The following is a 24,645-nucleotide window of genomic DNA, read 5'->3' as shown; positions in this document are numbered from 1 at the left end:
ATCGCTCTTAAAGCGAAGGAGAAACTTTGATGCTGTCGCGACTCATGCTTCTCGGAAGCCTTGTTTGCCTGACGGGATGCGTCGAACAGGCCCCGCCTGCTCCCGTTTCCGAAGCTACCCCCGCTCAGGAAACGACCGCCCCAGTTATGATCCCGGCTTCCTACTCCGCTGGGGAAACACTGACGGTAAGCGTACCGGACATGCACTGTCCGTTCGTCTGTTATCCAAGAGTGAAGGACACGCTGGCTGAACAACAGGGTGTCGAAAGTGTCGAACTGGTCGAACAGAAGGACGAAGCTGCCATCGACGATCCACGGCTCATTGTGAAGCTTAACGGCGATTTCGATGCCCAGTCGGCTGTCGAAGCCCTGGGGACCGTCGGATTTGACAAGGGAGTCGAAATCTCCGCCAACTGATTCCCTGCCGACTTCCCTGAATGCAAAAGGAGCCGTCCAAGCGGCTCCTTTTTTCGTGCACACTCGCTTTCGCTCGCCTTACTCAGCGATGCAGTACAAATGAGACATCGTTCGCACGTAAAGCCGATTTCCGAGAATGGCTGGCGTGGCCATGCAGCCTTCGTCCAGCGGGTTCTCCGAGATTCGCTCAAAGCTATCGCCGGGTTTGTAGACCGTGCTGATCCCTTCCTGGTTGAACACGTAGATCGCCCCGTTGGCGTACAGCGGCGAGGCCGAATACTGCCCGGGGAAGCGTTCCTGCCAGACTTCTTCGCCGGTCTCGGCACGCAACGTCGAGGCAATTCCGCTATCGCTGACGAAATACAGATTGTCGCCGACGAGAAGGATCCCCGGCTTTTTCGGGATCTGCCGATCAGCGGTCCAGGCCACGTGCGTTTCACTCACATCGCCGGATGCTCCGCCGGTCTTCACGGCGACGAGCCGTGATTGCAGGAAGCTCGTGCAGACGAATGCCATGCCCTTGCCAAAGATGGGCTGCGGCACGGTCGAGAAGCCGAGTTGTCCGTAGCTGGCCTTCCAGAGTTCTTTCCCAGTAGCCGGATCGTAGCCGTACAACCAGTTCGCTCCCGGGGAAACCAGCTGGTCTCTGCCATCGATTTCGTGAATGGAAGGCGTGCAGTAAGCCTTTTGAAATTCCGGCTTCGGATCGAGTTCTCCCGAGCGCGGCGTCTTCCAGGCCAGGGTTCCATCGGCGGCATTGAGGGCGGCGATGTATTGAGCATCGATGCCGTCGTAATGCATGATCACCAGGTCGTTCCAGACGACGGGCGAACTTCCCGGTCCGTTCTGATGATCAACGTGCAACTCCTGATTCGTCCAGACAAGCTTGCCACTGCCGATATCCACACAGCAGGTGCCGTAGTCTCCGAAATGACAGAAAAGCCGATTTCCGGAGATCACGGGGGTCGGTGAGGCGTAGCTGTTGGTGGCATGTTTCGGGTTGGCGGAGGGGAACTTGAAACAGATCACCTCGTGCAGCAACTTGCCGCTGTCGACGTCGAAAGCGAGAGCCTTGAGGGTGAGCGGTCCGCCGAACTTGATGCCGCGGGGATTGGTCTTCAATTCGGCCAGCTTGGCTTCCTCCTCTTCCGGAGAGAGAGCTTCAACCAGAGCGGTCGTGAGCCAGATTTTCTCCTCGGAAATGACGGGGGAAGAGAATCCTTCCCCTGCGACCGGCACCTTCCAGCGGATGTTGGTTTGCTCATCCCAGGTGGTCGGGATCCTGGCGTTGGGTGCGTGTCCGTCGCCGTTCGGCCCACGCCATTGCGGCCAGTCTTCAGCGGACTGGAGTGTCGACGAAAGGGTGAGAAAGCAGGCGATCGCGAAGCAGCTGAAGACAGACGTTGAACGAAGCGACATGGATAGTCCGTTCTATGAGACAGCGGAAGGTTGTTCGAAGTGAACTGGCGGGGCCGTTCGGGATTCAGGCGGAGCGGGTGCAAATTGCTCGGCCCGATAGACAATCAAAATAGCTTTATCTATTGTTGACATCAATCAATTCTGATGAAAACGGCTTCTCTCCCCGGTCCGTGTTTCCGTTGAAAGGCTTTCCCAATGACTGCTCCTCAGTCTTCGCGTTCCGCTTCTGATGTCTCCCGCCGTCAGTTTCTCAAATCAACTGCCGTTGTCGCTGGGACGCTCGCAGCAGGTTCCGTCGTCCAGGCCGCTCCCTTCTTCGTTCGTACGGCCAGGAAATCGAAGGATGGAGAAGTCATCATCGGCTCGGGCGAGCACACATATCGCTGTCTGCATCATTGGGGGAACGACGCCCTTCCGGCCGATCACGTTTACGGCAATGCGTCTCATGGCACCGCGGTCGATTCGCAGGGACTGATCTATATCACCCATTATGGCAATCCGGGATCGGTCTTTGTCTTCGAGCCGAGCGGACGGTTCGTCAAATCACTGGGCGACATTCACGCCGGTCACGGACACGGCATCGATATCCGCAAAGAAGGCAATGAAGAGTTCATTTATCTGTCGCCCAGCGAAAGCACACTCGCCTTCGCTAAGCTGACACTCGATGGTGAAACAGTCTGGCAGCGCGGTCAACAGGAGTTGAACAAAGACAGTGGCGTTTACGACAAGCCGGGTACGCGTTATCGGCCGACGAACGTCAGCTTCCGGCCCGACGGGGGCTATTATCTGGGCGATGGTTACGGCAGCAACTACCTGTTCGAATACGACAGGAACGACAAGTTCGTGCGCGCTATCGGCGGCTCAGGCAACCAGAACGGGCAGTTCGCCACACCCCATGGACAATGGCTCGACGAACGGGACGGGGCTCCGAAGCTGGTTGTCGCCGACCGGGCCAACAAACGTCTGCAGTGGTTCGACCTGTCAGGAAAACACGTTCGCACTCTGGATGGCTTTCTCTTCCCGGCCGATATCGATGTACGTGGCGATCTGATGCTCGTTCCCGATCTGCATGCCCGGATCACAATCCTTAATGCCGACAACGAACCGGTCGCCCAACTTGGTGATGACGAAGCCTGGCGGACCCAGGTGCTCGACAAGAACACGAAGATGCGCGCCACGCCAAAACTGTGGCAGGCCGGCAAGTTCGTTCATCCGCACGACGCGTGCTTTGACGATGCGGGCGATATCTACATCGCGGAATGGGTGGTCGGCGGCCGCGTGACTAAACTGGAAAAGGTCAGCTGAAACCGTGCCCAGAACTGACGAGAAGTTGCGAAACGTTCAGGTTACGGACCGACTCTGAAAATCGAAAAGGCCATGCGATTCCGGAATCGCATGGCCTTTCTTCGCTCGTTTATTCTCGAGGGATCTATTCGTCGCTCGTTGTCACGTCATCAGGCCGGTAGACCCAGGTCGGTTCTTCATCGAAGCGGAACTCAAGGGAATTCGGATCAAACTCGTCGCCCGGACGCCAGAATTTCTGCTGGATGGTTTTGCGTTCGAGCTGGAGCTGGCCATCCGGTCCGGGAACTGCGCGGTAGCCGTTCGAGAAGCCGCCCATGTAGAGTGTGTAACGGTCGACTCCCGGATCAATGCCAGAGAAGATTGCGACACCGAACAGAGCATTACTGTTGTTGGGGGCTTCCTCTGTGGCTTCGGGAACCGGTTGAACGATCGTTACCGAGTTCTTGTAGGTCCGTCGTTCCTTGGCATTAATGGCGGCCTGAACTTCCGGCAGGATCTGATCGTGCAGAATCTGTCGTTCGTCGGTATCAGTCGCCACCAGCGTAAATTCTGGAATGAAGTATGGTGGATTCGGCTCCGGATCAATCCGGTTCTGCGGTTCGGTTTCGCGAACCGTCGGGGCAGGAACCGGCCGGTTCATCGCCCGGTAGCAGAGATAGAGATACAGCTGCCGTTCCATCTGGCCGGTTTGCGGATTGGGCTGATCAACCCAGATCACCCGCAGCGGCTTCATGTCGACTTCCATCACCCACAGTGATTTCTGTCGGCTGCGTTCGTTCCCCTGCGTCGACGGGGCCACGTTCTGAACAAACCCTTCGTTGCTCTGTGCCTGCACACCCGAAGGCATCGCGAGCGACAAAACAAAAAGAACTGGAAACAGTCTGAACAGCTTCATGAAGAACCTCACAGGAGGAGCGTCCGGCAGCGGTGAGGCTGCCCGATAAGAGTGGAGATCAGAACAATGTCATGCCGTGTCGTGGTTTATCGACGGTTTGTCCCGCCGGACGAGCATGCGATCTGGCGACTCAGCCCTCTGTATCGGGTTCATCGTCAACTCGCCAGAACAACCGACAGAAACTGAACTTCGGGCCATCGGCCTGACTATTAAACTTATCATTCGAGGAACTGTCTGGTCAATATGCGGCCGGAAACAGAGCCTCTTCCAAAGCGGATTCGGCACAGACAGGTGCGGTTATTCCGCCTTCGCGACCGGTCCCAGGAACTCGAAATTCAATTCGTATCAGTATCTGTGAGACGTCGTTCTACGGAATCAGCGGTCTGAGCGACCGCCTGAATACTCTTCCGCAGCTCCTCGGCGTCGACTGTCCCCCGGGGATAAGTATCGAGCATGACGAAGTGCGCCAGCCCATCGATCTCGCGAATGGCGAGCCCTCCGTGTGAAAGCTCGGAATTGAGCCGGAGTGCCGATTCGTAAAACGTGGGAGTCGCCGGACAGCAGGTGCTGTAGATGAGCAGCAGCTGCCGATCGGAACGATGAGAGCTGCTTTCGACAAAGACTTTCTGCTGGCGGCCATCCGGCAATTGGACGGTCAGACGATACTTCTCTCCGCAGCGAATCCAGGAGATTTCGGGATCGTGCCCGAGGGCCTCGCGAAGCAGCGAATCGACGTCGCGGAGTTGCCCGAGAATCGATGAGAGCAGATGCCAGGCCGCGGTCCCATCCTGAGGTCGGGAGAATGGATCCCGCGACATCATCATCGAGACGCACTCGGCGATGTTCAATGGAATCTCTGGTCTCAGCTCCCGCAGCGACGGAGCCTGGCCGGAAAGGACGCGATGAACCACCTCGTCGGCTGTCTGACCGCCATACGGCAGTCGTCCGCTCAGCAATTGATAAAGCGAAACTCCCAGTGAGTAGACGTCGCTGGCCGGGGAATGTTCGCCATACTGCATGACCTCGGGAGCCAGGTAAGGCAATGTTCCCACCACCTGGCCGTCGAGGGGAAGCACCGGCAGATCGAGCCGCCGGGCCAGGCCAAAATCAGCCAGTTTCACCGTCCCCCGGTCCGAAAGCAGAATATTATCGGGCTTGATGTCCCGGTGCAGAATTCCATGACGATGAGCATAGTCGAGTCCACTGCCGATCGAAGTCACCCATTCCAGCGCTTTTAGGGGTGGAACCGCCCCCTCCATCCGCAATCGATTCTTCAGCGATCCTCCGGAAACCAGCTCCATTTCAATGTAGAAGCGTTCCCGTTCCGAGCCGACCGCATGAATGGTGACGATGTGTGGATGAATCAACTTGGCGGCGATTCGTCCCTCCTGCTGGACGAACTGAGAAAGGTGATGCGAACCGCGAGCCTGCGTTGGCGCACTCACCTTCAGAGCACAGGCCCTTCCCAGTTGCGAATGCCTGGCGAGATAAACCCGCCCCATGCCGCCTCGTCCCAGCAGGGCGTCGCAACGGTAAATGGAAAAGCGGCGGCCGATGATCTCGTCGAGATCTTCATCGTGGTGATGCAGCTCCGCGTCCGGGAGTTTTTCATGCTCGGAATCGCTGAACGAATCGAAGATTCCCTCGATTATCTCCTGCCCGCGAATGACGGTCTGCTCGAGAAGTTCGTTCCGTTCCCGCAGTCCTTCGACAACGTCGGACGCCTTAACAGGATTGAGTTCGGGCGATGATGAGTCGCTCTTCACGGCGGATCCCCGCTGACGGCGGATTGGTGCAAATCCCGAAGTGATCGGGCCTTCTGACATCGTCCCGGCTGGCCCCGACCTGCGGACTGGTCTATCATCCTACCAGAATCCAACACCCAATACCGCACAAAAAAACACGATTCGCGAGAGTCCGGCAGAAGCTGCGACGATCGCTTTTGAGTTGACCTCTTCTGATTGTCCCGCTGTGTTCCCGATCCTGCAGACTCTCGTTTCGACCGCCTTCCTGGCCGTGGTCCTCGCCGGATTATTCCGCTGGGGAAGCTGGGCCGGTCGTCTCGCCATGAGGAAACCGATCGGGACGCCGCAGTGTTTTCAGAACACTGGAACGACTGCTCCGCACATCCCCCCTGCTCCGATTGCCTTAGGGGTGATCTGGCTGACTCTGCAACTGATCCAGCAATACGCAACTCCTGCCGCCGCCGCTCAAGGTCCCGTGGAAACGACGACACCTCGACCGGAAGCACTCATACTGGTGACGATTGTCATCCCCGCTGCGGTCAGCGTTCTTCTCCTCGCTCTCTGGAACTTTTCGAGCCGGGGCACGCCGCTGGCTGAAGCTCTTCGACTCCGTTCAGCATCCCAGGCCCTTCGAAACGGAGTCGAGGTGTTTGTACTGGCTCTGCCGCCGACGCTTCTCCTTGGCATCGTTTCCCTGCTGTGGAAGACCGAGGAGAATCAGCATCTGCTGCTGCAGATCATCCAGGAGAATCCCGATCCGGTCCTGCTGTCGATCATCGTTCTCGCGGCGGTTGTTGTGGCCCCGATGTTTGAAGAATTGCTGTTTCGTGTGTTGCTGCTGAATGGCTTTGTACGGTTCTTTCAGCGAGCCAGACTGTCGACAAAAGCCACCGAACATCTGAGCGCGATACTTGTTTCGGTACTCTTCTGCGTCGGTCACGGAGTTCACGATGCTCTGCAACTCATGCCGCTCTCACTTTGCCTGGCCTGGTGCATGCTGAGGACACAGAGTTACTGGTCGGTCGTCGCGGCTCATGGGCTCTTCAACGGCAGTATGCTATTGATGTCGATCTTCATCCCGGCGGGGTAAGCGCTGGAGCTTCGACGTCCAGGGCCGGTGAGCCCTTCCGGCAAATTCGGGCCGCTCAGAGACCGGTTCGACGCGATTGAGCCACAAAAAAAGGACTCGCAGGCAAACCCGCGAGTCCTTTTCATCGTTTTCAAAACCGTGGTCGATCAGGCGGCAGCCGAATCATCCAGCGGGACAATGGCCTTGTCGCCGCGAACCATTTCGGCCGTGAGGACGTACTTCTTGCCGTGGCCGGCTTCCGGCAGATCGAACAGCACGTCGAAGATCACACCTTCGAGAACCGATCGCAGGCTTCGGGCACCGGTTTCCCGCTGAGCGGCGATCTTGGCGATCTCGTGCAGAGCTTCCGGAGTGAAGTCGAGCGTGGCGTTTTCCATGCCGAAGAGCTGCTGGAACTGACGCACGATCGAGTTCTTCGGCTCGACGAGAATCTTCACCAGATCTTCTTCAGCCAGCGGCGAGAGCGTGCTCAGCAGGGGCAAACGTCCCAGCAGTTCCGGAATGAGCCCGAACTCGAGGATGTCGTCGACTTCCGCCTGAGCGAGCAGTTCGCTTCTCTGACGCTCCGTGTTCGCCTGGCTCCCGGAGTTAAAGCCGATCATCTTGCGGCCCATCCGCTTGGCGATGATATCTTCCAGACCGACGAATGTTCCTCCGCAGATGAACAGGATGTTCGTGGTGTCGACCTGAATGTACTGCTGCTCCGGATGCTTGCGACCACCCTGTGGCGGGACGTTGGCCACGGTGCCTTCGAGCATCTTCAGCAGCGACTGCTGAACGCCTTCGCCGGAGACGTCGCGGGTGATCGAGACGTTCTGGCTCGTCTTCCCGATCTTGTCGATCTCATCGATGAAGATAATCCCCCGCTGAGCGGCTTCGATATCGAAGTCGGCGGCGTGGAGCAACTTCAGCAACAGGTTTTCGACATCTTCACCGACATAGCCGGCTTCGGTCAGCGTGGTCGCATCGCCAATAGCGAACGGCACCTGCAGATGGCGGGCGAGCGTTTTGGCGAGCAGAGTCTTACCACAACCGGTCGGTCCGACGAACAGGATGTTCGACTTTTCGATTTCGATTTCCGACTCGTCGTTCTCCATGTTCATCAGTCGCTTGTAGTGGTTGTGCACAGCGACAGAGAGCACTTTCTTGGCACGGTGCTGACCAATCACGTACTGATCGAGGTGCGACACCAGTTCTCGAGGGGTCGGCACCCGCTTGAACAGAGACTGAGAACCGCCTCGACGCTTGCGTTCCTGGCTGAGAATGGACTGACAGAGGTCAATGCAGTTCTCACAGATGAAAACGTCTTCCGGGCCTTCCACGAGCGGTCCGACTTCGCGGTAGCTCTTGCCGCAGAAGGAGCAGTTGGCGTGCTTCTTGGTCCCCTGTCGTTTTCCTGCAGTAAAATCTGTTCCGGAGGTCATTCGCAATCCTTCAAGGCTGTCGATCGTGACATATGTCTCAGATCGTGAGTCGGTTCTATCCTGGAGTGGAACTGAGTCTGCTGCCTCCGATTCAGAGTCCTCAGTTCGCGTGATTGACCATCGACCATTCTAGTCGGGCGTTCGTTTTCTCTATCCCTTGAGAAGGAAAGCTGGTTGGCTACCGCTTTCCGAGAAGTCTGTTCCGCAACGCGTATACCAAACCGTTTCCGTGCGGCCCGGATTGTAAAAAGGTGAATCCGGGAGTCGCGGTGGAGAGGAATCAGGAAGTCTTATCGTCCGGCGATTCAGGAGTGACGGCCGGAACTTCCAGCGGCAGTTCCTGACGGTGGATGCGCGTTGTGAGCTGACCTTTGATGGATCGGAATTCCTCAGGCGACAATTCGCCTCTTCGTTTCAATTCCAGTATCTGAGAGAGCATCTGATGATCAGCGTTCGCAGTATCGTCATCATCAGTCAGGATGGATTTAATCCACAAACTCAATCCAATCAGCAGAGCTACGACGACGGCCAGAATGACCCACTGCGTCATCGTGGCCTCGAGCAAATCAGTAAAGTTGGGGGCGGCGAGCAAGTGCATAAGCTGTCGTGGCACTTTTCGACCCAGCGGTCGAAAGCGACTTCGCCTTGACGAAAAGGTTTCAAATTTTTTGGCGAAGATTCACGTAGAAATTACCAATCCGACCCGGTTCGTAATTATTGCGGAGCTCGACGGGAATGCAATCCCGAAATCTCCGGAGGCCTTCGCCGGCACCATTGGCATCGAGCCGGCGAATCGCGCCGTGGCATTGCCGATTTCGCAGATTCCGATAGATTAGGAACTGCACGACAGGACCACGTGAGACAGATCGTTCCGCTCGCGGAACCGCAAGATTGGCAGAAATATGGATTTTGAACAGCGGCTGCAGAAGGCCATCGATCGCGGACAGAAACAACGACAGGACGCTCAGGAATCCCAGCAGGCAAAGCTGTCGACCGAGGAGGAACGTAAGTCCCTGCATTCCTCGGCCCGGCTCGAACTGACCGAACACATCGACGTTTGTCTGCACAAACTGGTTGACCACTTCCCCGGCTTCGAATACGAAACCGTCATGAGTGAGAAAGGCTGGGGAGCCCGCATCCGCCGCGATGATATCGAAATGAACCGCGGCTCGGCCGATCGGCTTTACAGCCACCTCGAAATGGTCGTCCGGCCCTACTCGAAAGCGGCCCTTATTGACCTCACCGCCAAGGGTACGATCCGCAATAAGGAGATCTTCGCCCGCAGCCATTTCCAGCGGCTGACCGAGCTCGACCTCGATTCGTTCATGAATCTGATCGATCTGTGGGTCCTGGAGTTCGCCGAAGCCTATTCGGCACAGGGCTGACTGGCATAGCCAATACAGAACGGATGTCCACAACAGATTCCTCTCCAAACTGGCCGAAGTGCTGATCCATGACAGAACGAATGAAAGTTCTCTTCACGATCGGATCACTGGCAGGCGGAGGAGCCGAGCGGCAGGTCATTCAATACCTGCGATATCTCGATCGCGCAAAGTTCGAGCCGATTCTGTACCTCCAGCAGCGCGAAGGACCGTTTCTCGCGGACATCCCGGACGATGTCGCGGTTTATGTGTTCGAAGAGCGGGTGAACGTCCCGCGGTGGAAGTTGCCGGGCTATGTGCACCGCCTGCAGAGCAAGGATCTCGCCGATCTTGTGCAGTCCGAACGGATCGACTGTGTTTTCGCCCTGACGATTTATTCCATACTCATCGCGGGAGACGTGCTTCCGGATTTGAAGTGCCGCTGGATCGCGAGTAATACCGCTGATCCCCGCCGTGACCTGAAGAACGAGATCAAACGCTTCCGCACGGTCAAACGCTGGCTGCTCAAAAAAGCTTTTCACAGCGCCACTCGTGTGCTCGCGGTTTCCAATGGGGATCGCGAAGGAGTTTCGGTCTGTCACGAGGTTCCGCTGGACCAGATCCATGTTCTGCATAACTCGGTCGACCTCAACGAACTCGACCGCATGTCGGCAGAGAACCTTCCGGATTACTCCGAAGACCAGTTCCATGTGATTACAGCCGGGCGGCTCAATCATCAGAAAGGCCACCGGTACCTGATTGAAGCGACACGACGGGCGATTGATGAACACGGGCTCTCCCGGATCAAAGTCCATATCTATGGCGACGGCGAACTTCGGTCCGAACTGGAATCGCAGATTGAGAGACTCGATCTCACCGAGCACGTCGAATTGCCGGGCTTCACTTCGAATCCGTTCTCCGCGATGAAAGCAGCTGACCTGTTTTGCCTTCCTTCGCTCTATGAAGGCTTTCCTCTGATTCTTCTGGAAGCTCTCGCCTGTCGCGTCCCGATTGTCGCTTCCGACTGTCCCAGTGGTCCGAAAGAAGTGCTTCAGGGCGGAGAATACGGCGACCTGGTCGAACCGACCGACATCGACGATCTGACACAGGCCATTGTCGCCGTGGCGCATGATCCGCAACGACTCCGGGAACGCACCGAAGCCGGCCGAAGGTTCGTTGAGTCCAACTTCGACGCTCCCCAGATCGTGCGCCAGCTTGAGCAGCATCTGATCGAAGTCAGCGAACAGGAACTTCACTGAACGTCGATGGCGATCCTCGGATCGATCCGATACCCTTGAACTCGCATTCTGTTCACGTGATCCGAATAGGGAGGGGCCGGATTCATGACGATTCATCGTGGAATCGCCAGTTGCACGCACGAGCTGTCGCTGATCGTCGCCGTATTTTGCAGCCTGTTGACTCAAACGTTGTCCGCGGCACCTGACGCTCCGGCGTCCCGTCCGAATCTGCTGATCATCCAAACCGATGAACATCACTACGGAACGCTCGGCTGCTACGGCAGCACGATGTACGGTGGTGAAGGCTCGCTGACGCCGAATCTCGATCGGCTGGCGGCAGAAGGAGCCCTGGCGACAAGTTTCTATGCGACAACCCCGGTCTGTTCGCCTTCTCGCGCCAGCCTGATGTCCGGCAAGTATCCGCAGGCGACGCCCGTCGTGCAGAACGACATCGAAATGAGCGGGCAGATCACCAGTTTTGCCGATGTTCTCAAGTCGGCCGGATATTCGACCGGCTACTGCGGCAAATGGCATCTCGATGGCGACGGCAAACCGGAATGGGCCCCGCAGCGAAACTTCGGTTGGAGCGATAACCGGTACATGTTCAATCGCGGCCATTGGAAAAAGCTCGTCAGCACTGAGAACGGTCCGGCCGTTGGCGGCACCGACAATCGTGGCCGCCCTAATTACAACCTCGACAACGCCGACGAAAAGACCTTCACGACGGACTGGCTGACTGATCGGACGATCGAGTTTATCGAAGAGAACGCCGACCAGCCGTTCTGTTATATGCTCAGCCTGCCGGACCCTCATGGTCCAAATACCGTTCGTGCTCCGTATGACACGATGTACTCCTCCGCTGACGTAGTGATTCCTGAATCGCTGACAAAACGTCCGCGGCAGATTCCGATCTGGGGTTATCCGGATCGGGGCGTCTCTGCAAACAGCCTCCGACAGTTCATGCCCAAATATTTTGGGATGGTGAAATGCATTGACGACAACGTTGGCCGACTGATCCGGCTGCTGGAAGAAAAACAGATTCTCGATGAGACGATCATCGTTTTTACCTCCGATCACGGCGACCTGTGCGGAGAACATGGCAAGATCAACAAGGGGAATCCTTACGAAGGCTCCGCTCGGATCCCGTTTGTGATTCGCTATCCGAAGAAAATCCCGGCCGGAACCCAGGTCGACGAAGCACTCTCGTGCATCGATTTCTTCCCCACGATCCTGAACCTGATGGAGGAAGAGTCGTCGGTGACACCGGATGGCCGTAATGCTGCAGCACTCTTTACCGGCCAGAACGCAGAGGACTGGAACGACATCGCGATCCTTCGCAGCACGCAGTCCAATCAGTTATGGCTCTGCGCCGTTTCCGATGAATTCAAACTCGTTCTCTCCTCGCACGACAAGCCCTGGTTCTTCGACCTGAAGGAAGATCCACAGGAGTTGACCAACCGCGTGGGAGATCCAAAGTATGCGACTGCCGTAAGCCGGCTGGCTGTGGCGATTCGCGATTACGCGAAGGAACACAACGATCCTTACGCCCGCAATTCACGCATCCGCTATTATTTGTCGCAACTCGCTCAGGAGCCGGAGCTTGTCGAAGTCGAGTTCTTCATTGCTGAAGCGAACGCTGCCGAAGGCCTCACGCCGAAGGTGCTGCAGGACGCGACGCGCGAACAGATCTATCTTCATGCCGAGCCCTGTCTGAGCAATGCTCATATCGCCAGGGCCGTAAACGCTCCCGAAGAACGCGGCATCGCCATGACCTTCACCAAAGAGGGGGCGAAGATCATGCGAACTGTTTCCGGAGACAATATCGGAAAACGATTGGCGATTCTCGTCGACGGGAAACTCATTATGGCTCCGTACATTCGCAGCGAGATTTCGGAGCAGGCCGTGCTCACCGGGAATTTCACGCCCGAGGAGATCACACGGATCCTTGCCTCATTGAATGCTCCGGCCAACTGACCACACATCAGTCGACGCCGATCGGTGGGCCGTGAAAGATCAGAGACAATCGTCCCCGCTGGATTGAGACACGCGTCCTGACTCGATAAAACTTCTGAAGACCACCGCACCATCGAACAGACACCACTAGCCTCATCCCGCGTGGATGACACAGGAGACGATAATGAAAGCCCCGATTCGCGTCGCAGTCACCGGAGCAGCCGGTCAGATCGGCTATGCCATGATCTTCCGCATTGCCAGCGGGGAAGTCTTTGGTGCGGATCAGCCGGTCATTCTGCATCTGATCGAACTGCCACAGGCCCTCGCGGCTCTGGATGGCGTCGAAATGGAACTCGACGACTGTGCATTCCCGACTCTCGCTGGCGTGGTCAAGCAGTCGAGCGATGATCTGGAAGCCGGCTTCGCCGACTGCAACTGGGTCCTCTGCGTCGGCAGCGTGCCGCGAAAAGCCGGCATGGAGCGGGGCGATCTGGTTCGCATCAACGGCCCGATCTTCACCAGCACCGGCAAAGCCATTCAGGCCGCAGCCGCGAAGGACGTGCGGGTTCTGGTCGTCGGAAACCCCTGTAATACCAACTGTCTGATCACGATGGCCAACGCTCCGGACATTCCCCGCGATCGTTTCTTCGCCATGACTCGACTCGATCAGAACCGGGCCGCCACACAGCTGGCTCAGAAAGCGGGCGTGCCCGTCGCCGACGTCTCGAATGTCGCGATCTGGGGGAATCACTCCGCCACCCAGTATCCGGACTTCTATCACGCCAAAATCAACGGCAAAGCCGCGACCGACGTGATTACCGACGAAGCCTGGCTGCAGGGAACGTTCATCGAAACCGTTCAGAAGCGTGGAGCCGCTGTGATTAGCGCTCGGGGAGCATCGAGTGCGGCCTCGGCTGCCAACGCCGCCCTCGACACCGTGAAGAGCGTGATCCGCCCGACCGCCAGCGGCGACTGCTTCAGTGCAGCCGTCTGCAGCGACGGAAGTTACGGCATCGATGAAGGCCTGATCTTCGGTTATCCGCTGACCGGCGACGGCAACAGCTGGAAGATCGAAACCGGCTGGGAACACAACGATTTCGCCAAGGGCAAGATCGAAGCCACGCTGCAGGAACTCCGCGACGAACGCGATGCCGTGAAAGACCTGCTGCCGTAAAATCAGTGCAGTCTTTCGTAAAGCCGACCTCAGCTTCGGGCAGTTGCAAACCTCACGTTTCCTCTGCCCAAAAACTGAACACCCGCATAGATCCCCGTGCGATCAAGATTGCGATAACTGGTCGGTCCGTTACTATTTTTCGGAGATGACACTTCCGGCTGCCGCTGATCGCGGCTGCCTCCCGTCAGCGGTCAATCCTCTGAATCAAATTCCAGCGTGATGGAAAATGAAATAGCCATGCCGGCGAAAAAAACAAAACTGGCGTCCGGGACGAAGATTCGCCTGAAGCCGGGCAGTGTCATTCCTGAAGTCCCTCCCGTCGACGCCGATCAATGGACCGGCACCGTGGTGGAAGCCAAAGGACGTGGTGAATCGCTGCAATACATTGTGGAATGGGACGACGAAACCGAAGCTCGAATGCCTCAGGAATTTATTCAGGAATGTGAGAAGACCGGCCTGTTCTATAAAATGGCATGTCTTCCCCACCAGGACGTTGAAAGCATTCAGTAAGGTCGAATTCCTATGAACACCACCACTTCCCTCGATTCGGTCCATCACATCGCCATCTCGGTCGAAGATATCGCCGAGGCCGTCAACTGGTACCGTGAAACCTTCCGCTGCGATGTTGTCTATCAGGACGATACCTGGGCGATGCTCCAGTTCGCCAATCTGCAGATGGCTCTGGTCGTTCCCGGTCAGCATCCGCCCCACATCGGCTTCGCCATTCCCGACGCCGAAAAGTTCGGCGAACTGAAACCCCACCGGGACGGCACTCGCTCGGTTTACACGGCTGATCCGTTTGGCAACGTCGTCGAAATGATGGACGATCAGTCGATCTGAATCCTGCTGTCAGGCTCCGCTCTGCAGACGCGGAATCATCGTCGGAAACTCGTGTGTCTTTTATCAATAAAATTCTGGAGATTGCAGAGCCGATCTGGCCGGACGATGCCGAACTTCCTCGGTCGTTCCAGTCTCTGGCACCGATCTACGACTCACATAATGGAGCCTTCGTATTCGAAAGCAGCCTGTTGATCCTTCCAACTGTAGGGACCTTCGAATTGCCGGGGCTTGTCGAATGGAATGCGCCCGACGGATGGCGTCAATCCTATCCTGTCCCAGATGACCTGGCTTTCTTCGCCATGGATGTGTTCGGGGTTCAGTTTGGTGTCTGCGATCGGGGAGTCTTCCGCCTCGAGCCGGAATCAGGTGAACTCACCGCTCATGCGGGTGATCTTGAAGAATGGGCTTCAAAGATTTTGGACGACTACGAAGTCGAAACTGGCTTCCCGATTGCTCACGAGTGGCAGGAACTCCACGGAAGTCTTCCGGTGGGCGTCCGATTACTTCCGCAGCAACCGTTTATTCTCGGCGGGGAGTACGCTGTCGAGAATCTGGTTCCCTGGCCCATGAGCGGAATGATGGAGCAATTCATCAATCTGTACAAACAGATTGCGGAGCTGCCTGACGGTCAAACCGTTCAAATTACTGGCTGGCTGGAACACGAAGGATAGAAGCTTTTCGATTTGCCCGAAAAGCCTTTAGTCGTCGAGCCGCTCGATTGCCTTGAGCACCATAGCTTCGGTGATCTGCCCTGCTCTTTCGGGAGCGACGAACAGGCGGACCTTCTTCACGTAGTCGTCGAACTGGCGATGAGCCAATGCTTCGACGACTGGCGAGACCGAAGCCAGCGGGCGATAGCGCTGTTCTTTCGTGAACAGCACGTCGATCTTGAACTCGACCTCCCGGCGCGGCGGCGGAGCATCGATGAGGAGTTGCAGCGGTTCCATGGGAGTCGCGAGTTGTTCGCTCAGCAGCGATTGCAGGCGGTCCATTCGCTGGACCAGTTCCTGATACGGACGATAGGCCAGCTTTTCGAAAATGGGACTGTGGTCCACGGCCGAGTACTCGGCGATTCGTTTGTAGATCTGCCGACGGGTCCCGAAGAGCCCTTCGATGAGCGGTTCGCAATCGGTGTCGCGTGCGGCGGTCCGCATCTGATCGACCGATTCCGATTCCCGCTGGCGGAAGAACGCCTGCAAATCGATCCGCTCCCGTAGTTCGTAGAAGCAGCGGGCGAACATAGTGGTTGAACTGCGGACCGCGTGATGCCAGTAGACTTCGCTGAACATCACGTAGCGGGCAAAGACCATCAGTTCGGCTGCCGTCTTGCCCTTGGACGTAATCGCCAGCCCGTCTCCGTGCTCGTTGACGGTGAGTGAGTTGATCAGTCGATTGCGGTCGAAGTTGCGACCATAGGGCACGCCGGCGTGCAGGCTGTCGCGATCGAGATAGTCGAGCTTATCGATGTCGATCGGCCCGGAGAGAATCGACCGCAACAGTTTCCTCGTCGGTGAACTCTTTCTGGCGACGAGGATATCGAGGACGTCAGCCGGGTCGATGTTCCAGACTTCCTTCAGGACGCGATTGAGTTCGGTCTCTTCGAGCAGAAAGCTGCGAGCGAACTCTTCGTGATCCGGAATCTCGGCCAGAGCCATGTCTTCAATGGGATGGCAGAACGGCCAGTGCCCCAGATCATGGAGCAACGAGGAAACGAGCAGCAGTTCGGCGTCCCGGGTCGTACACAGTTCCGTGAACCGCGAGTTTCTGCTCAGGTGCCGAAGGTAACGGACCGCGTTGTGATACACGCCGAGCGCGTGTTCAAACCGCGTATGGGTCGCCCCGGGATAAACGCGGGACACCAACCCGAGTTGACTGATATACTGCAGCCGTTGAAACTGGGGAGTATCGACAATCGCCCGAACCCGATCGGTGAACGGGACATCCTGTTCGCAGGGAATGCGGATGATACCCCGGCCCGATTGTGACGCGGTGATTTCCGGCAGCTGTCCGATCGTCAGGCTCGACATCGGCTAGTCCCCCATCATCTCAAGCATCTTGTCGGTCGTTTCGGGATCGACCTCGCGGCAGGCTTTGCTGATAGTCTCGTCCCAGTACATTAATCGTGACTGCCAGACTTCTTCGTTCATCCCTTCCGGACAGAGATGCTCGAACTCTTTCACGAGCAGCACAAAGCGGAGCAAATGGCGGAAGACGACGCCTTCCTGCTTGGTCAGATCGCGGCCGGTGACGTAGTTCTGAAAGTCGCCGCCAAATTTGAGCACGTCGCCCACGATCCAGACCGGCATGATCTTTACGCCGTGAACGCCGGGAAATTCCGACTGAAACAACATGTGAACTTTGTCGCCGATCGGTGGTGGGTAGTCTTCATACAGAATATCGCGAGGATCATCGGGCGGCTGCTGCCAGATGCGATGACTCGGCAGTTGCCCCTGCTCGACGAGCTCGTGATCAACGACGCTTCGCGCCAGTTCGCCGGAGACCAGCAAGTCAACTGGCACGCGAACATCCCGCAGCATCGAGCCGGGAACTTCGAGCACGCTTTCGAGAATCTGAATCTGTTCGAACTCGTCAGCCTTGCCGAGCAGTTTCAGCAGATAGCAGCCGTAAACGGGATTGATGCTGCGGAACTGCAGGAGTTCGTCGAGTCGCCCCAGTGGAACCGCGCGCCGCGGGATCCATTGGTCTTCAACAGGCCCCGCTGACGCCTTGCCCGGAACTTTCTTCGGCGTCTCCTTCTTCTCCGGCTGGATGGCTTCCTGCAGCAGTTGACCGAACAGTCCGATGCCTTCACCAAAGCCGTCGTCATCCGTTCCCTGCTTCTGCTCTTCTGCTTTCTCTTTGACGACTTTTGGTTCCGGAGGGGGAGGATCGAGTTCGATGAAGTCGCCGGCCCAGAGCGTCTTCAGCATGCGGAACAGCTGCTTCTCGGCCTGTTCTCGAGCTTTGCCTTCGAGCATCCGGCGCGACACGAAGTCCCGCAGCCTCTTCACCTCGGGAGAATCCTTGATCAGCCAGGCCAGCATTCGCCAGGGGAGATGTCCTCGACTGCTGAGATTAGCCGGCGGCGCATTGCGGAGTTTCTCGAACTGGTCTTCGTTCCAATACTGCCGATTGCTGTTTCGCGTCGGCATCTTTTTCTTCATCCGCTTCTTGGCTTTGATCAGATTCGGGTCTTTGGTGTCCTCGGGAATCTGGTCGTACTTTTCTTTGAAGCGGAGAATCTTCACGTCGTCTTCGTCGGGGATCGCGAAGACGTAACCGACTTTGTCGTACTGCGGCCGCCCTGCCCGACCGAACATCTGATGAGCCGAGCTGGCATCGATCAGTTTCATTCTGCCTGGTGGCCCCTTGATCAAGGAAATCAACAGAACCGAACGAGCGGGAAGATTGATCCCGGCAGCGAGTGTTTCGGTGCACATGCAGACCGAGAGCAGCTTTTCCTGGAACAGCTCCTCGACGATGCGACGGTACTTGGGCAACACGCCAGCATGGTGGACACCAACGCCCCGCATAAGAATGGGCTTCAGTTTCGGGCCTGCGCCCTGCGACCAGTCGTACTGTTCGAGCCGTTTGGCGAGCTCGGCCTGCCGTTCTTTCGTGACGAGCCGTTTCCCTTTCAACTGCTCGGCGATGGACCAGCATTGCGAGCGGTTGAAACAGAACACGAGGGCCGGGACGTAGTTGGTCGCCTCATCGCCGGCGGCCATGATTTCGAGTTGCTCGTCGAGCATCTGATCGGGCACCCAACGGAAGTTGAGTGGCACCTTGCGATCTTCCGACTGAATCAGCCGCAGTTTTCGGCCGTGCTGATTGCGGAGCCACATCAGAAACTCAACGGCGTTCCCGACGGTCGCGGACAGCAGCATCAGCTTCACATGAGGCGGCAGAAGACCGAGCGTCAATTCCCAGACGGCGCCGCGTTCGGGATCGTTGAAGCTGTGGAACTCGTCCATCACGACCGCGAACGTTTCGCGAAAGTCATCCGCTTCGGCTTCGAGCAGTCGGTTGAGCAGAATCTCCGCCACGACGACGAGCACTTTGGCCCCCGGGTTGACCTTGCGATTGCCGGTCACCAGTCCGACGTCCTCGGCTGCGAACCCCCAGCGGAGAGCGGCTTCCTGGATCTCCTGGAACTTCTGCTCCGTTAACGCGATCAGGGGCGTGGTGTAGTAAGCGACTTTGCCGGTCTGCAATGCCTCGAAGAGGGCGGCTTCAGCGATCAGTGTCTTTCCGGTCCCGGTCGGCGCACAGACGAGGATTCCTTCTTCCGAAGTGAACCACGTCAGCAGTGCTTCCTCCTGAACCGGATACGGCTCGTACGGAAGCTGTTCGAGATACGCGGTCGCCAGTTCGTCGCGATCAACTGCCTTGCTCATGGGACGACCGTACTTCCTGTCTCGTGGTCACTGCGGTGAGCGTGAGGAATGGACGTCTTCTTCCTGATACTCACGCATGGCGCGGCTTCTTGGACTTCGTCACCCAGCCGACGTGACGGCCGGGCCCCTCTGCTTCGCTTCCGTTCCCAGCTTGAACTAGACCGGAACCGCGACCTGGTCCTGGCGACGATCAAGAGCAGCTTTGATGAAGCCCTGGAACAACGGGTGGGGAGCGAGAGGCTTGGAATGAAATTCTGGATGGAATTGCACGGCGACGAACCAGGGGTGATTCTCGACTTCGACGATCTCAACCAGTCCGCTGTCGGGATTGGCCCCGGCGATTCGCATTCCGGCCTGCTCAATCGCTTCCCGGTATTCCGGATTGAATTCATAGCGATGACGATGCCGCTCTGAGACTTCGGCCTGACCATAATGCTGTGCGGAAAGGCTGCCTTCCATCAATGTGCAGGGCTGAGCCCCGAGTCGCATGGTGCCGCCCTTGTAGACGATCTTCTTCTGCTCTTCGAGCAGGCAGATCACCGGATTGTTTGTCTCCGAATTGAATTCGGTGCTGTTCGCATCGTCCAGACCGACAGCATGGCGGGCGAACTCGATCACGGCGCACTGCATCCCCAGACAGATCCCGAAGTACGGAATCTGGCGCTCGCGGGCGTAACGGGCGGCGCGAATCTTGCCTTCAATGCCCCGCATGCCGAAGCCACCCGGGACAAGAATGCCATCAACACCACGGAGCAGGAGTTCCGGATCTTCTTCCTCAAGCTCGTCGGCGGAAACCCGCTTCACGATGACCCGAGCCTTGCTGGAGAAGCCGGCGTGATCGATCGATTCGTAGATCGATTTGTAGGCGTCGCGATGCTCGATGTATTTTCCGACAACCGCGATTGTGACTTCGTGCTCCGGATGCCGAATGTTGTTCATCAGCTCCTTCCAGTCATCCAGCTGACAGGACGCGGGGGGCAACTGGAGTTTATCGCAGATGAGACGATCGATTTTGTTCTCGGCCAGACCGAGCGGCACTTCGTAAATCGAGAGGGTCTTGTCGACTTCTTCGATAACGGCGTTCTTCTCGACATTACAAAACAGTGCGATCTTTTCCGCGTTGTCTCGTCCCAGTGGCCGTTCCGTGCGAATGACGAGTACGTCGGGCTGGATCCCGATCTGCCGCAACTGCCCGACACTATGCTGCGTCGGCTTGGTTTTCAGTTCGCGAGCCGCCTTGAGATACGGCACCAGCGTGAGATGAATGAACAGACAGTTTTCCTTACCGACTTCGAGCGGCACCTGCCGAATGGCTTCGAGGAACGGCAGTCCTTCGATATCGCCCACTGTGCCGCCAAGCTCGGTGATGACGACGTCGATATCGGGCCCCGCCTGCGAGAAGATCGCTTCCTTGATCTCGTCGGTGATGTGCGGAATAACCTGAACGGTGGCCCCGAGGTACTCACCACGACGTTCCTTGTCGAGAACCGCCTGATAAATCTGACCGGTGGTATAGTTCGACGATCGAGACAGCGGGCTGCTGGTGAAGCGTTCGTAATGGCCGAGGTCGAGGTCGGTCTCGGATCCATCATCGAGCACGTAGACTTCGCCGTGCTGGTAAGGGCTCATGGTTCCCGGATCGACGTTCAGATACGGGTCGAGTTTCTGCATCCGAACCTTAAGGCCGCGACGTTCCAGGAGTAGGCCGACCGATGCTGAAGTGAGACCTTTTCCGAGAGAACTGACCACACCTCCGGTCACGAAAATAAACTTTGTCATCGCCTGCTTGCTCTGGGGAGGAAGGAAGAAAACCTGATGGGAGGGCGCAGCCGGACGCGGTCCGACCGAGATTCCTGCGCACTCATTCGACGAGCGGCATCACTCAGCGTTTAGTGTATCTGTTTGCCGCCGCTCAGACCAGCGGTTGAAACCGCCGAATCGAAAAGTCAGTTTCTCGCCTGAAAACGAGCCACAAATGACTCGTAATCGGCGGGGGTATCAATGCCGCGTGATGCGTCCGACACAACCGTGACGTGAATCTGGGCTCCCGCCTGCAGGGCCCGCAACTGCTCCAGCTGTTCAATCGTTTCCAGCGAAGCGGCCGGCATCTTCACGAATGCCTGGACGAATTCGGCTCGATAGGCGTAGAGCCCGATATGCTGCAGCCAGGGTGTCGGCTGATGAGGGCTGGCTTCTTCAAACCATTCGACCGGATCGCGATCGCGGGAATGCGGAATTGGCGATCGGCTGAAATACAGAGCCGCTCCGTTCGAAGCACAGACGACCTTTACACAGGCCGGATCGAACAGCTGATCGACACTTTGGATCGGGTTCGCCAGCGTTGCCATTTCGTATTGTTCGTTCTTCTCCAGCGCTTCGACCACCCTGTCGATGTGCCGGGGATCGATCTCGGGTTCGTCTCCCTGAATATTGACGGCGATGCGGCAGGAGTCCTCGAGATTCTGCAGTGCGACCGCGATTCGCTCGGTGCCGTTGGCGCATTCGCCCGTCATGGAGACTTCTGCTCCGAAGCGTTCGCATTCCTCCGCGATTTCGGCGCTGTCGGTGGCGATGATGAGACGATCGAGCCGCTTCGCTTTCTGAGCCGCCTGCCACGTGTGTTCGAGCATCGAACGCCCGGTCTCCCTCAGCAACAGCTTTCCGGGGAGACGCGATGACTTCAAACGAGCCGGGATGATTCCCACAACATCCATTTGTGATTGTTCCTGTGATCGATCTCTGATTCGAGCGAGCAATGATGGGGTGCCATGTTTCCGTCTGAACGGCCGCTGACGGAGAAGTGATTGACAAGGACACTCAGGACAAGCCCCCTGTTGCTTCGCAGCACAGAAATGACTCTCTGTGTCACCCTTCCGGAGTCGGTTCGATTCAACGGGGAAAGCGGCAACCGGCGGCGATTGTAGCAATCGCACGGGCGGCCCGATATGATCTTACAGCAACGAAGGAGAATGCGTCGATCCGATGACGCTCGCAGGACCCGATGTCGATTCGATACCAAGACTGACGAGGAACACCGATGAAGCTTTGCTTTTCACTGCTCGGCTCGCTTTTGCTGGGCTCACTCCTGGCCATGCCGGTTCAGGCGGAACAGAACACACTGACCGAAGCCGAGAAACTGGCCGGCTGGGAATTGCTGTTCGACGGCAAATCAGCCGATCAATTTCGGAATTACCAGGCCGATGGCCTTAGCGACGGCTGGGTTGTTGAGAACGGCGTCCTGACCCGCAAGGACAAAGGCGCGGGCGACATCATCACGAAGAAGCAGTACGACTCGTTCGAGCTGTCGATTCAGTACCGCATCTCGGAAGAGGGCAACAGCGGGTTGATGTTCCACGTTCAGGAAACGGAAAAACGTCCCTGGCAGACCGGGCCGGAAATTCAGATTCAGGACAATGTCGACGGACACGATCCTCAAAAAGCTGGCTGGCTGTATCAGCTGTACAAGCCCGCCCGTGCTCCGTGGCAGAAGAAAGCCGAAGACGACGCCGGTTTGGACACCGAGCAGATTCTCGATGCCACCCGCCCCGCCGGCGAGTGGAACGAAATCTATCTTCGCGTCACTCCGAATCAGTCGGAAGTGATGATGAATGGCGTCAGCTACTATCGCTTCCAGAAAGGAAGCGACGAATGGAACAAGCGGGTGGCTGAGAGCAAATTCTCCGCTTACGAAAATTTTGGCAAGCCGACGACCGGTCACATCTGCCTGCAGGACCACAACGACCTGGTCTCGTTCCGGAACATCAAGATTCGCGAACTTCCCGCCGAGAACGAAGTTCCCGATCCGAGCCACGGCGAGTTGAGCGTCAAGCCGGTCAACGCTTTCCCGGAGCTCACCTGGGAGAACTGGGACGCTGTCGATGAAAAGGGCAAAGTTCGCCCGCTGCGTCCGATCGTAATCACCCACGCCAACGATGGCTCGGGCCGCATGTTCGTGGCGACTCAGCACGGGACCATTCACGTCTTCCCGGAAGGTGGCAAGACGAAGCAGACGATCGAGTTCCTCGATATTGAAGAACAGGTCGCTCCTTACACCGCCCGGGGAGCCAACGAAGAAGGCTTCCTTGGACTGGCGTTCCACCCGAAGTACAAAGACAACGGCAAGTTCTACGTCTACTACACGTCGGCCGAAAAGGCTCACACGTCGGTCGTTTCGGAATTCAGCGTCTCCAAGACCGATCCCAACAAGGCCGATCCGAAGTCGGAACGCGTCCTCTGGACGCTGGAGCAGCCGTTCGCCAACCACAACGGCGGAACGATCGAGTTCGGTCACGATGGATACCTTTACATCGGCCTGGGTGACGGCGGCAGCGCGAACGATCCGTTCGATAATGGCCAGGACAAGAGCACCCTGCTCGGCTCCCTGCTCCGGATTGATGTCGATTCCAAGTCGGACGATCTGGCCTATGGCATTCCCAAGGACAATCCGTTCGCCAGTAAAGATGGCCAGAAGGAAATCTACGCTTACGGATTCCGCAATATCTGGCGATTCAGCTTCGACCGTGAAACCGGCGATCTGTGGCTGGGCGATGTGGGCCAGAATCTGTGGGAAGAGATTGACGTCGTCGAGAAGGGCAAGAACTACGGCTGGAATCGTTACGAAGGAACCCATCCGTTCGGCAACCGCTCGATGGAAGATGCGGACAATGCCGAGATGCCGGTCTGGGAATACGATCACCAGGTTGGTAAGTCGATCACGAGCGGCTACGTCTACCGTGGCCCAAGCGTGAAAGATCTGACCGGCAAGTTCGTCTACGCCGATTACGTGACGGGCAAACTGTGGGCACTCGATTACGATGTCGCCAACAAGAAGCTGAACGGCAACTACAGCATCGAATCGGACAAGATGCCGGTCCTGACATTCGGCGAAGACGAAGACGGGGAGTTGTACTTCTCGATCGAAACCGCCAACGGTCGCGGCATCTACAAGTTCGCCAGCAGCAAGTAACTCGGTAAAAATCTGATCACGAGAACGCTGGGATCCGCCTTGGGTGATCCCAGCTTACTTTTCAGAAAGCGCAACAAAAAAAGCATCGCCAGAAAACCTGACGATGCTTTTTTAATGGAGTGCGGACGAGAGGAGTCGAACCTCCACTCCCGTAAAGGAACACGGACCTGAACCGTGCGCGTCTGCCAATTCCGCCACGTCCGCAGAGCAAGGTGGGGCAAGTCGCCCAACACCAATTTATGAGCGATATCGCTCAAAGGCAAGGGAAGTATACCGAGATCTTTTACTGAGACAAGTATCGGCGAGATCTGTTCGGGCCTGCGGAGAAAATTCGTTGTTTTTCACGCTCGGCGACAGGGAAACGGCATCTTCCAACTGAATCCGCTCATTCGGCGGAAAACCTGAAATTCAATCAAAGTCCA

20 protein-coding genes and 1 tRNA gene are annotated in these 24,645 nt (G+C 57.2%); 11 read left to right on the top strand and 10 right to left on the bottom strand.

From position 1 onward, the window contains the following. Nucleotides 1–29: 29 nt before the first annotated feature. Nucleotides 30–416: a hypothetical protein gene (locus L1A08_RS09215; protein WP_238756046.1), complete on the top strand. Its 387-nt coding sequence runs from the start codon at nucleotides 30–32 to the stop codon at nucleotides 414–416. Between the two features lie 78 nt (nucleotides 417–494). Here L1A08_RS09215 and L1A08_RS09210 read toward each other — a convergent pair whose 3' ends face one another. Continuing rightward, the gene (locus L1A08_RS09210) at nucleotides 495–1,835 is read right to left on the bottom strand and encodes an outer membrane protein assembly factor BamB family protein (protein ID WP_238756045.1); all 1,341 of its coding nucleotides are present in this window, start codon (nucleotides 1,833–1,835) and stop codon (nucleotides 495–497) included. A 195-nt stretch (nucleotides 1,836–2,030) separates the two neighbouring features. On the opposite strand from L1A08_RS09210, the gene L1A08_RS09205 reads away from it, so the two are divergent. Continuing rightward, on the top strand, nucleotides 2,031–3,140 hold the full coding sequence (locus L1A08_RS09205; RefSeq protein WP_238756044.1) for a twin-arginine translocation signal domain-containing protein: 1,110 nt from the start codon (nucleotides 2,031–2,033) through the stop codon (nucleotides 3,138–3,140). Between the two features lie 124 nt (nucleotides 3,141–3,264). Here the strand turns inward: L1A08_RS09205 and L1A08_RS09200 are convergent, their stop codons facing one another. Then, on the bottom strand, nucleotides 3,265–4,035 hold the full coding sequence (locus L1A08_RS09200; RefSeq protein ID WP_238756043.1) for a hypothetical protein: 771 nt from the start codon (nucleotides 4,033–4,035) through the stop codon (nucleotides 3,265–3,267). A gap of 335 nt (nucleotides 4,036–4,370) precedes the next feature. Next, on the bottom strand, nucleotides 4,371–5,801 hold the full coding sequence (locus L1A08_RS09195; RefSeq protein ID WP_238756042.1) for a serine/threonine protein kinase: 1,431 nt from the start codon (nucleotides 5,799–5,801) through the stop codon (nucleotides 4,371–4,373). A 181-nt stretch (nucleotides 5,802–5,982) separates the two neighbouring features. Here L1A08_RS09195 and L1A08_RS09190 point away from each other — a divergent pair, with 181 nt between their 5' ends. Beyond that, entirely contained in the window at nucleotides 5,983–6,870 is an 888-nt protein-coding gene (locus L1A08_RS09190) for a CPBP family intramembrane glutamic endopeptidase (RefSeq protein WP_238756041.1), read from the top strand. A gap of 146 nt (nucleotides 6,871–7,016) precedes the next feature. On the opposite strand, the gene clpX is transcribed toward L1A08_RS09190, so the two are convergent. Both clpX and L1A08_RS09180 read right to left on the bottom strand, forming a co-directional pair. Beyond that, the gene (gene clpX / locus L1A08_RS09185; RefSeq protein ID WP_238756040.1) at nucleotides 7,017–8,294 is read right to left on the bottom strand and encodes an ATP-dependent Clp protease ATP-binding subunit ClpX; all 1,278 of its coding nucleotides are present in this window, start codon (nucleotides 8,292–8,294) and stop codon (nucleotides 7,017–7,019) included. Between the two features lie 280 nt (nucleotides 8,295–8,574). After that, nucleotides 8,575–8,892 (bottom strand): hypothetical protein, encoded by a 318-nt coding sequence (locus L1A08_RS09180; RefSeq protein ID WP_238756039.1) that lies wholly within the window; start codon nucleotides 8,890–8,892, stop codon nucleotides 8,575–8,577. A 304-nt stretch (nucleotides 8,893–9,196) separates the two neighbouring features. Between L1A08_RS09180 and L1A08_RS09175 the strand changes: the two genes are divergently transcribed. The 7 genes from L1A08_RS09175 to L1A08_RS09145 all read left to right on the top strand — a co-directional run bounded on the left by L1A08_RS09175 (nucleotide 9,197) and on the right by L1A08_RS09145 (nucleotide 15,531). Continuing rightward, nucleotides 9,197–9,679, top strand: a complete 483-nt coding sequence (locus tag L1A08_RS09175; RefSeq protein ID WP_238756038.1) for a hypothetical protein — start codon at nucleotides 9,197–9,199, stop codon at nucleotides 9,677–9,679. Nucleotides 9,680–9,759: 80 nt separating this feature from the next. Then, nucleotides 9,760–10,914, top strand: a complete 1,155-nt coding sequence (locus L1A08_RS09170) for a glycosyltransferase (RefSeq protein ID WP_238756037.1) — start codon at nucleotides 9,760–9,762, stop codon at nucleotides 10,912–10,914. An 84-nt stretch (nucleotides 10,915–10,998) separates the two neighbouring features. After that, complete coding sequence (locus L1A08_RS09165) at nucleotides 10,999–12,867, top strand: sulfatase-like hydrolase/transferase (RefSeq protein ID WP_238756036.1); 1,869 nt, start codon at nucleotides 10,999–11,001, stop codon at nucleotides 12,865–12,867. Nucleotides 12,868–13,030: 163 nt separating this feature from the next. Beyond that, nucleotides 13,031–14,020, top strand: a complete 990-nt coding sequence (locus L1A08_RS09160) for a malate dehydrogenase (RefSeq protein ID WP_238756035.1) — start codon at nucleotides 13,031–13,033, stop codon at nucleotides 14,018–14,020. 237 nt (nucleotides 14,021–14,257) lie between these two features. Next, the gene (locus L1A08_RS09155; RefSeq protein ID WP_238756034.1) at nucleotides 14,258–14,530 is read left to right on the top strand and encodes a hypothetical protein; all 273 of its coding nucleotides are present in this window, start codon (nucleotides 14,258–14,260) and stop codon (nucleotides 14,528–14,530) included. Between the two features lie 12 nt (nucleotides 14,531–14,542). Continuing rightward, nucleotides 14,543–14,860 (top strand): VOC family protein, encoded by a 318-nt coding sequence (locus L1A08_RS09150; protein ID WP_238756033.1) that lies wholly within the window; start codon nucleotides 14,543–14,545, stop codon nucleotides 14,858–14,860. Between the two features lie 53 nt (nucleotides 14,861–14,913). Then, entirely contained in the window at nucleotides 14,914–15,531 is a 618-nt protein-coding gene (locus L1A08_RS09145) for a hypothetical protein (protein WP_238756032.1), read from the top strand. 27 nt (nucleotides 15,532–15,558) lie between these two features. Here the strand turns inward: L1A08_RS09145 and L1A08_RS09140 are convergent, their stop codons facing one another. From L1A08_RS09140 to kdsB, 4 genes are all read right to left on the bottom strand, one after another. Beyond that, entirely contained in the window at nucleotides 15,559–16,887 is a 1,329-nt protein-coding gene (locus tag L1A08_RS09140; protein WP_238756031.1) for an HD domain-containing protein, read from the bottom strand. Nucleotides 16,888–16,890: 3 nt separating this feature from the next. Next, nucleotides 16,891–19,257, bottom strand: coding sequence for a DEAD/DEAH box helicase (locus L1A08_RS09135; RefSeq protein ID WP_238756030.1), 2,367 nt, complete (start codon nucleotides 19,255–19,257; stop codon nucleotides 16,891–16,893). Nucleotides 19,258–19,413: 156 nt separating this feature from the next. Beyond that, the gene (locus tag L1A08_RS09130) at nucleotides 19,414–21,036 is read right to left on the bottom strand and encodes a CTP synthase (RefSeq protein ID WP_238756029.1); all 1,623 of its coding nucleotides are present in this window, start codon (nucleotides 21,034–21,036) and stop codon (nucleotides 19,414–19,416) included. A 167-nt stretch (nucleotides 21,037–21,203) separates the two neighbouring features. Next, nucleotides 21,204–21,971, bottom strand: coding sequence for a 3-deoxy-manno-octulosonate cytidylyltransferase (gene kdsB, locus L1A08_RS09125; protein ID WP_238756028.1), 768 nt, complete (start codon nucleotides 21,969–21,971; stop codon nucleotides 21,204–21,206). Between the two features lie 323 nt (nucleotides 21,972–22,294). Between kdsB and L1A08_RS09120 the strand changes: the two genes are divergently transcribed. Beyond that, nucleotides 22,295–24,223, top strand: a complete 1,929-nt coding sequence (locus tag L1A08_RS09120; protein ID WP_238756027.1) for a family 16 glycoside hydrolase — start codon at nucleotides 22,295–22,297, stop codon at nucleotides 24,221–24,223. 120 nt (nucleotides 24,224–24,343) lie between these two features. Here L1A08_RS09120 and L1A08_RS09115 read toward each other — a convergent pair. Further along, a tRNA-Leu gene (locus L1A08_RS09115) sits at nucleotides 24,344–24,427 on the bottom strand. Between the last annotated feature and the right edge of the window lie 218 nt (nucleotides 24,428–24,645).

The organism is Rubinisphaera margarita (assembly GCF_022267515.1).
GTDB classification, from domain to species: domain Bacteria; phylum Planctomycetota; class Planctomycetia; order Planctomycetales; family Planctomycetaceae; genus Rubinisphaera; species Rubinisphaera margarita.
This window is presented reverse-complemented; position numbering and strand designations above follow the sequence as displayed.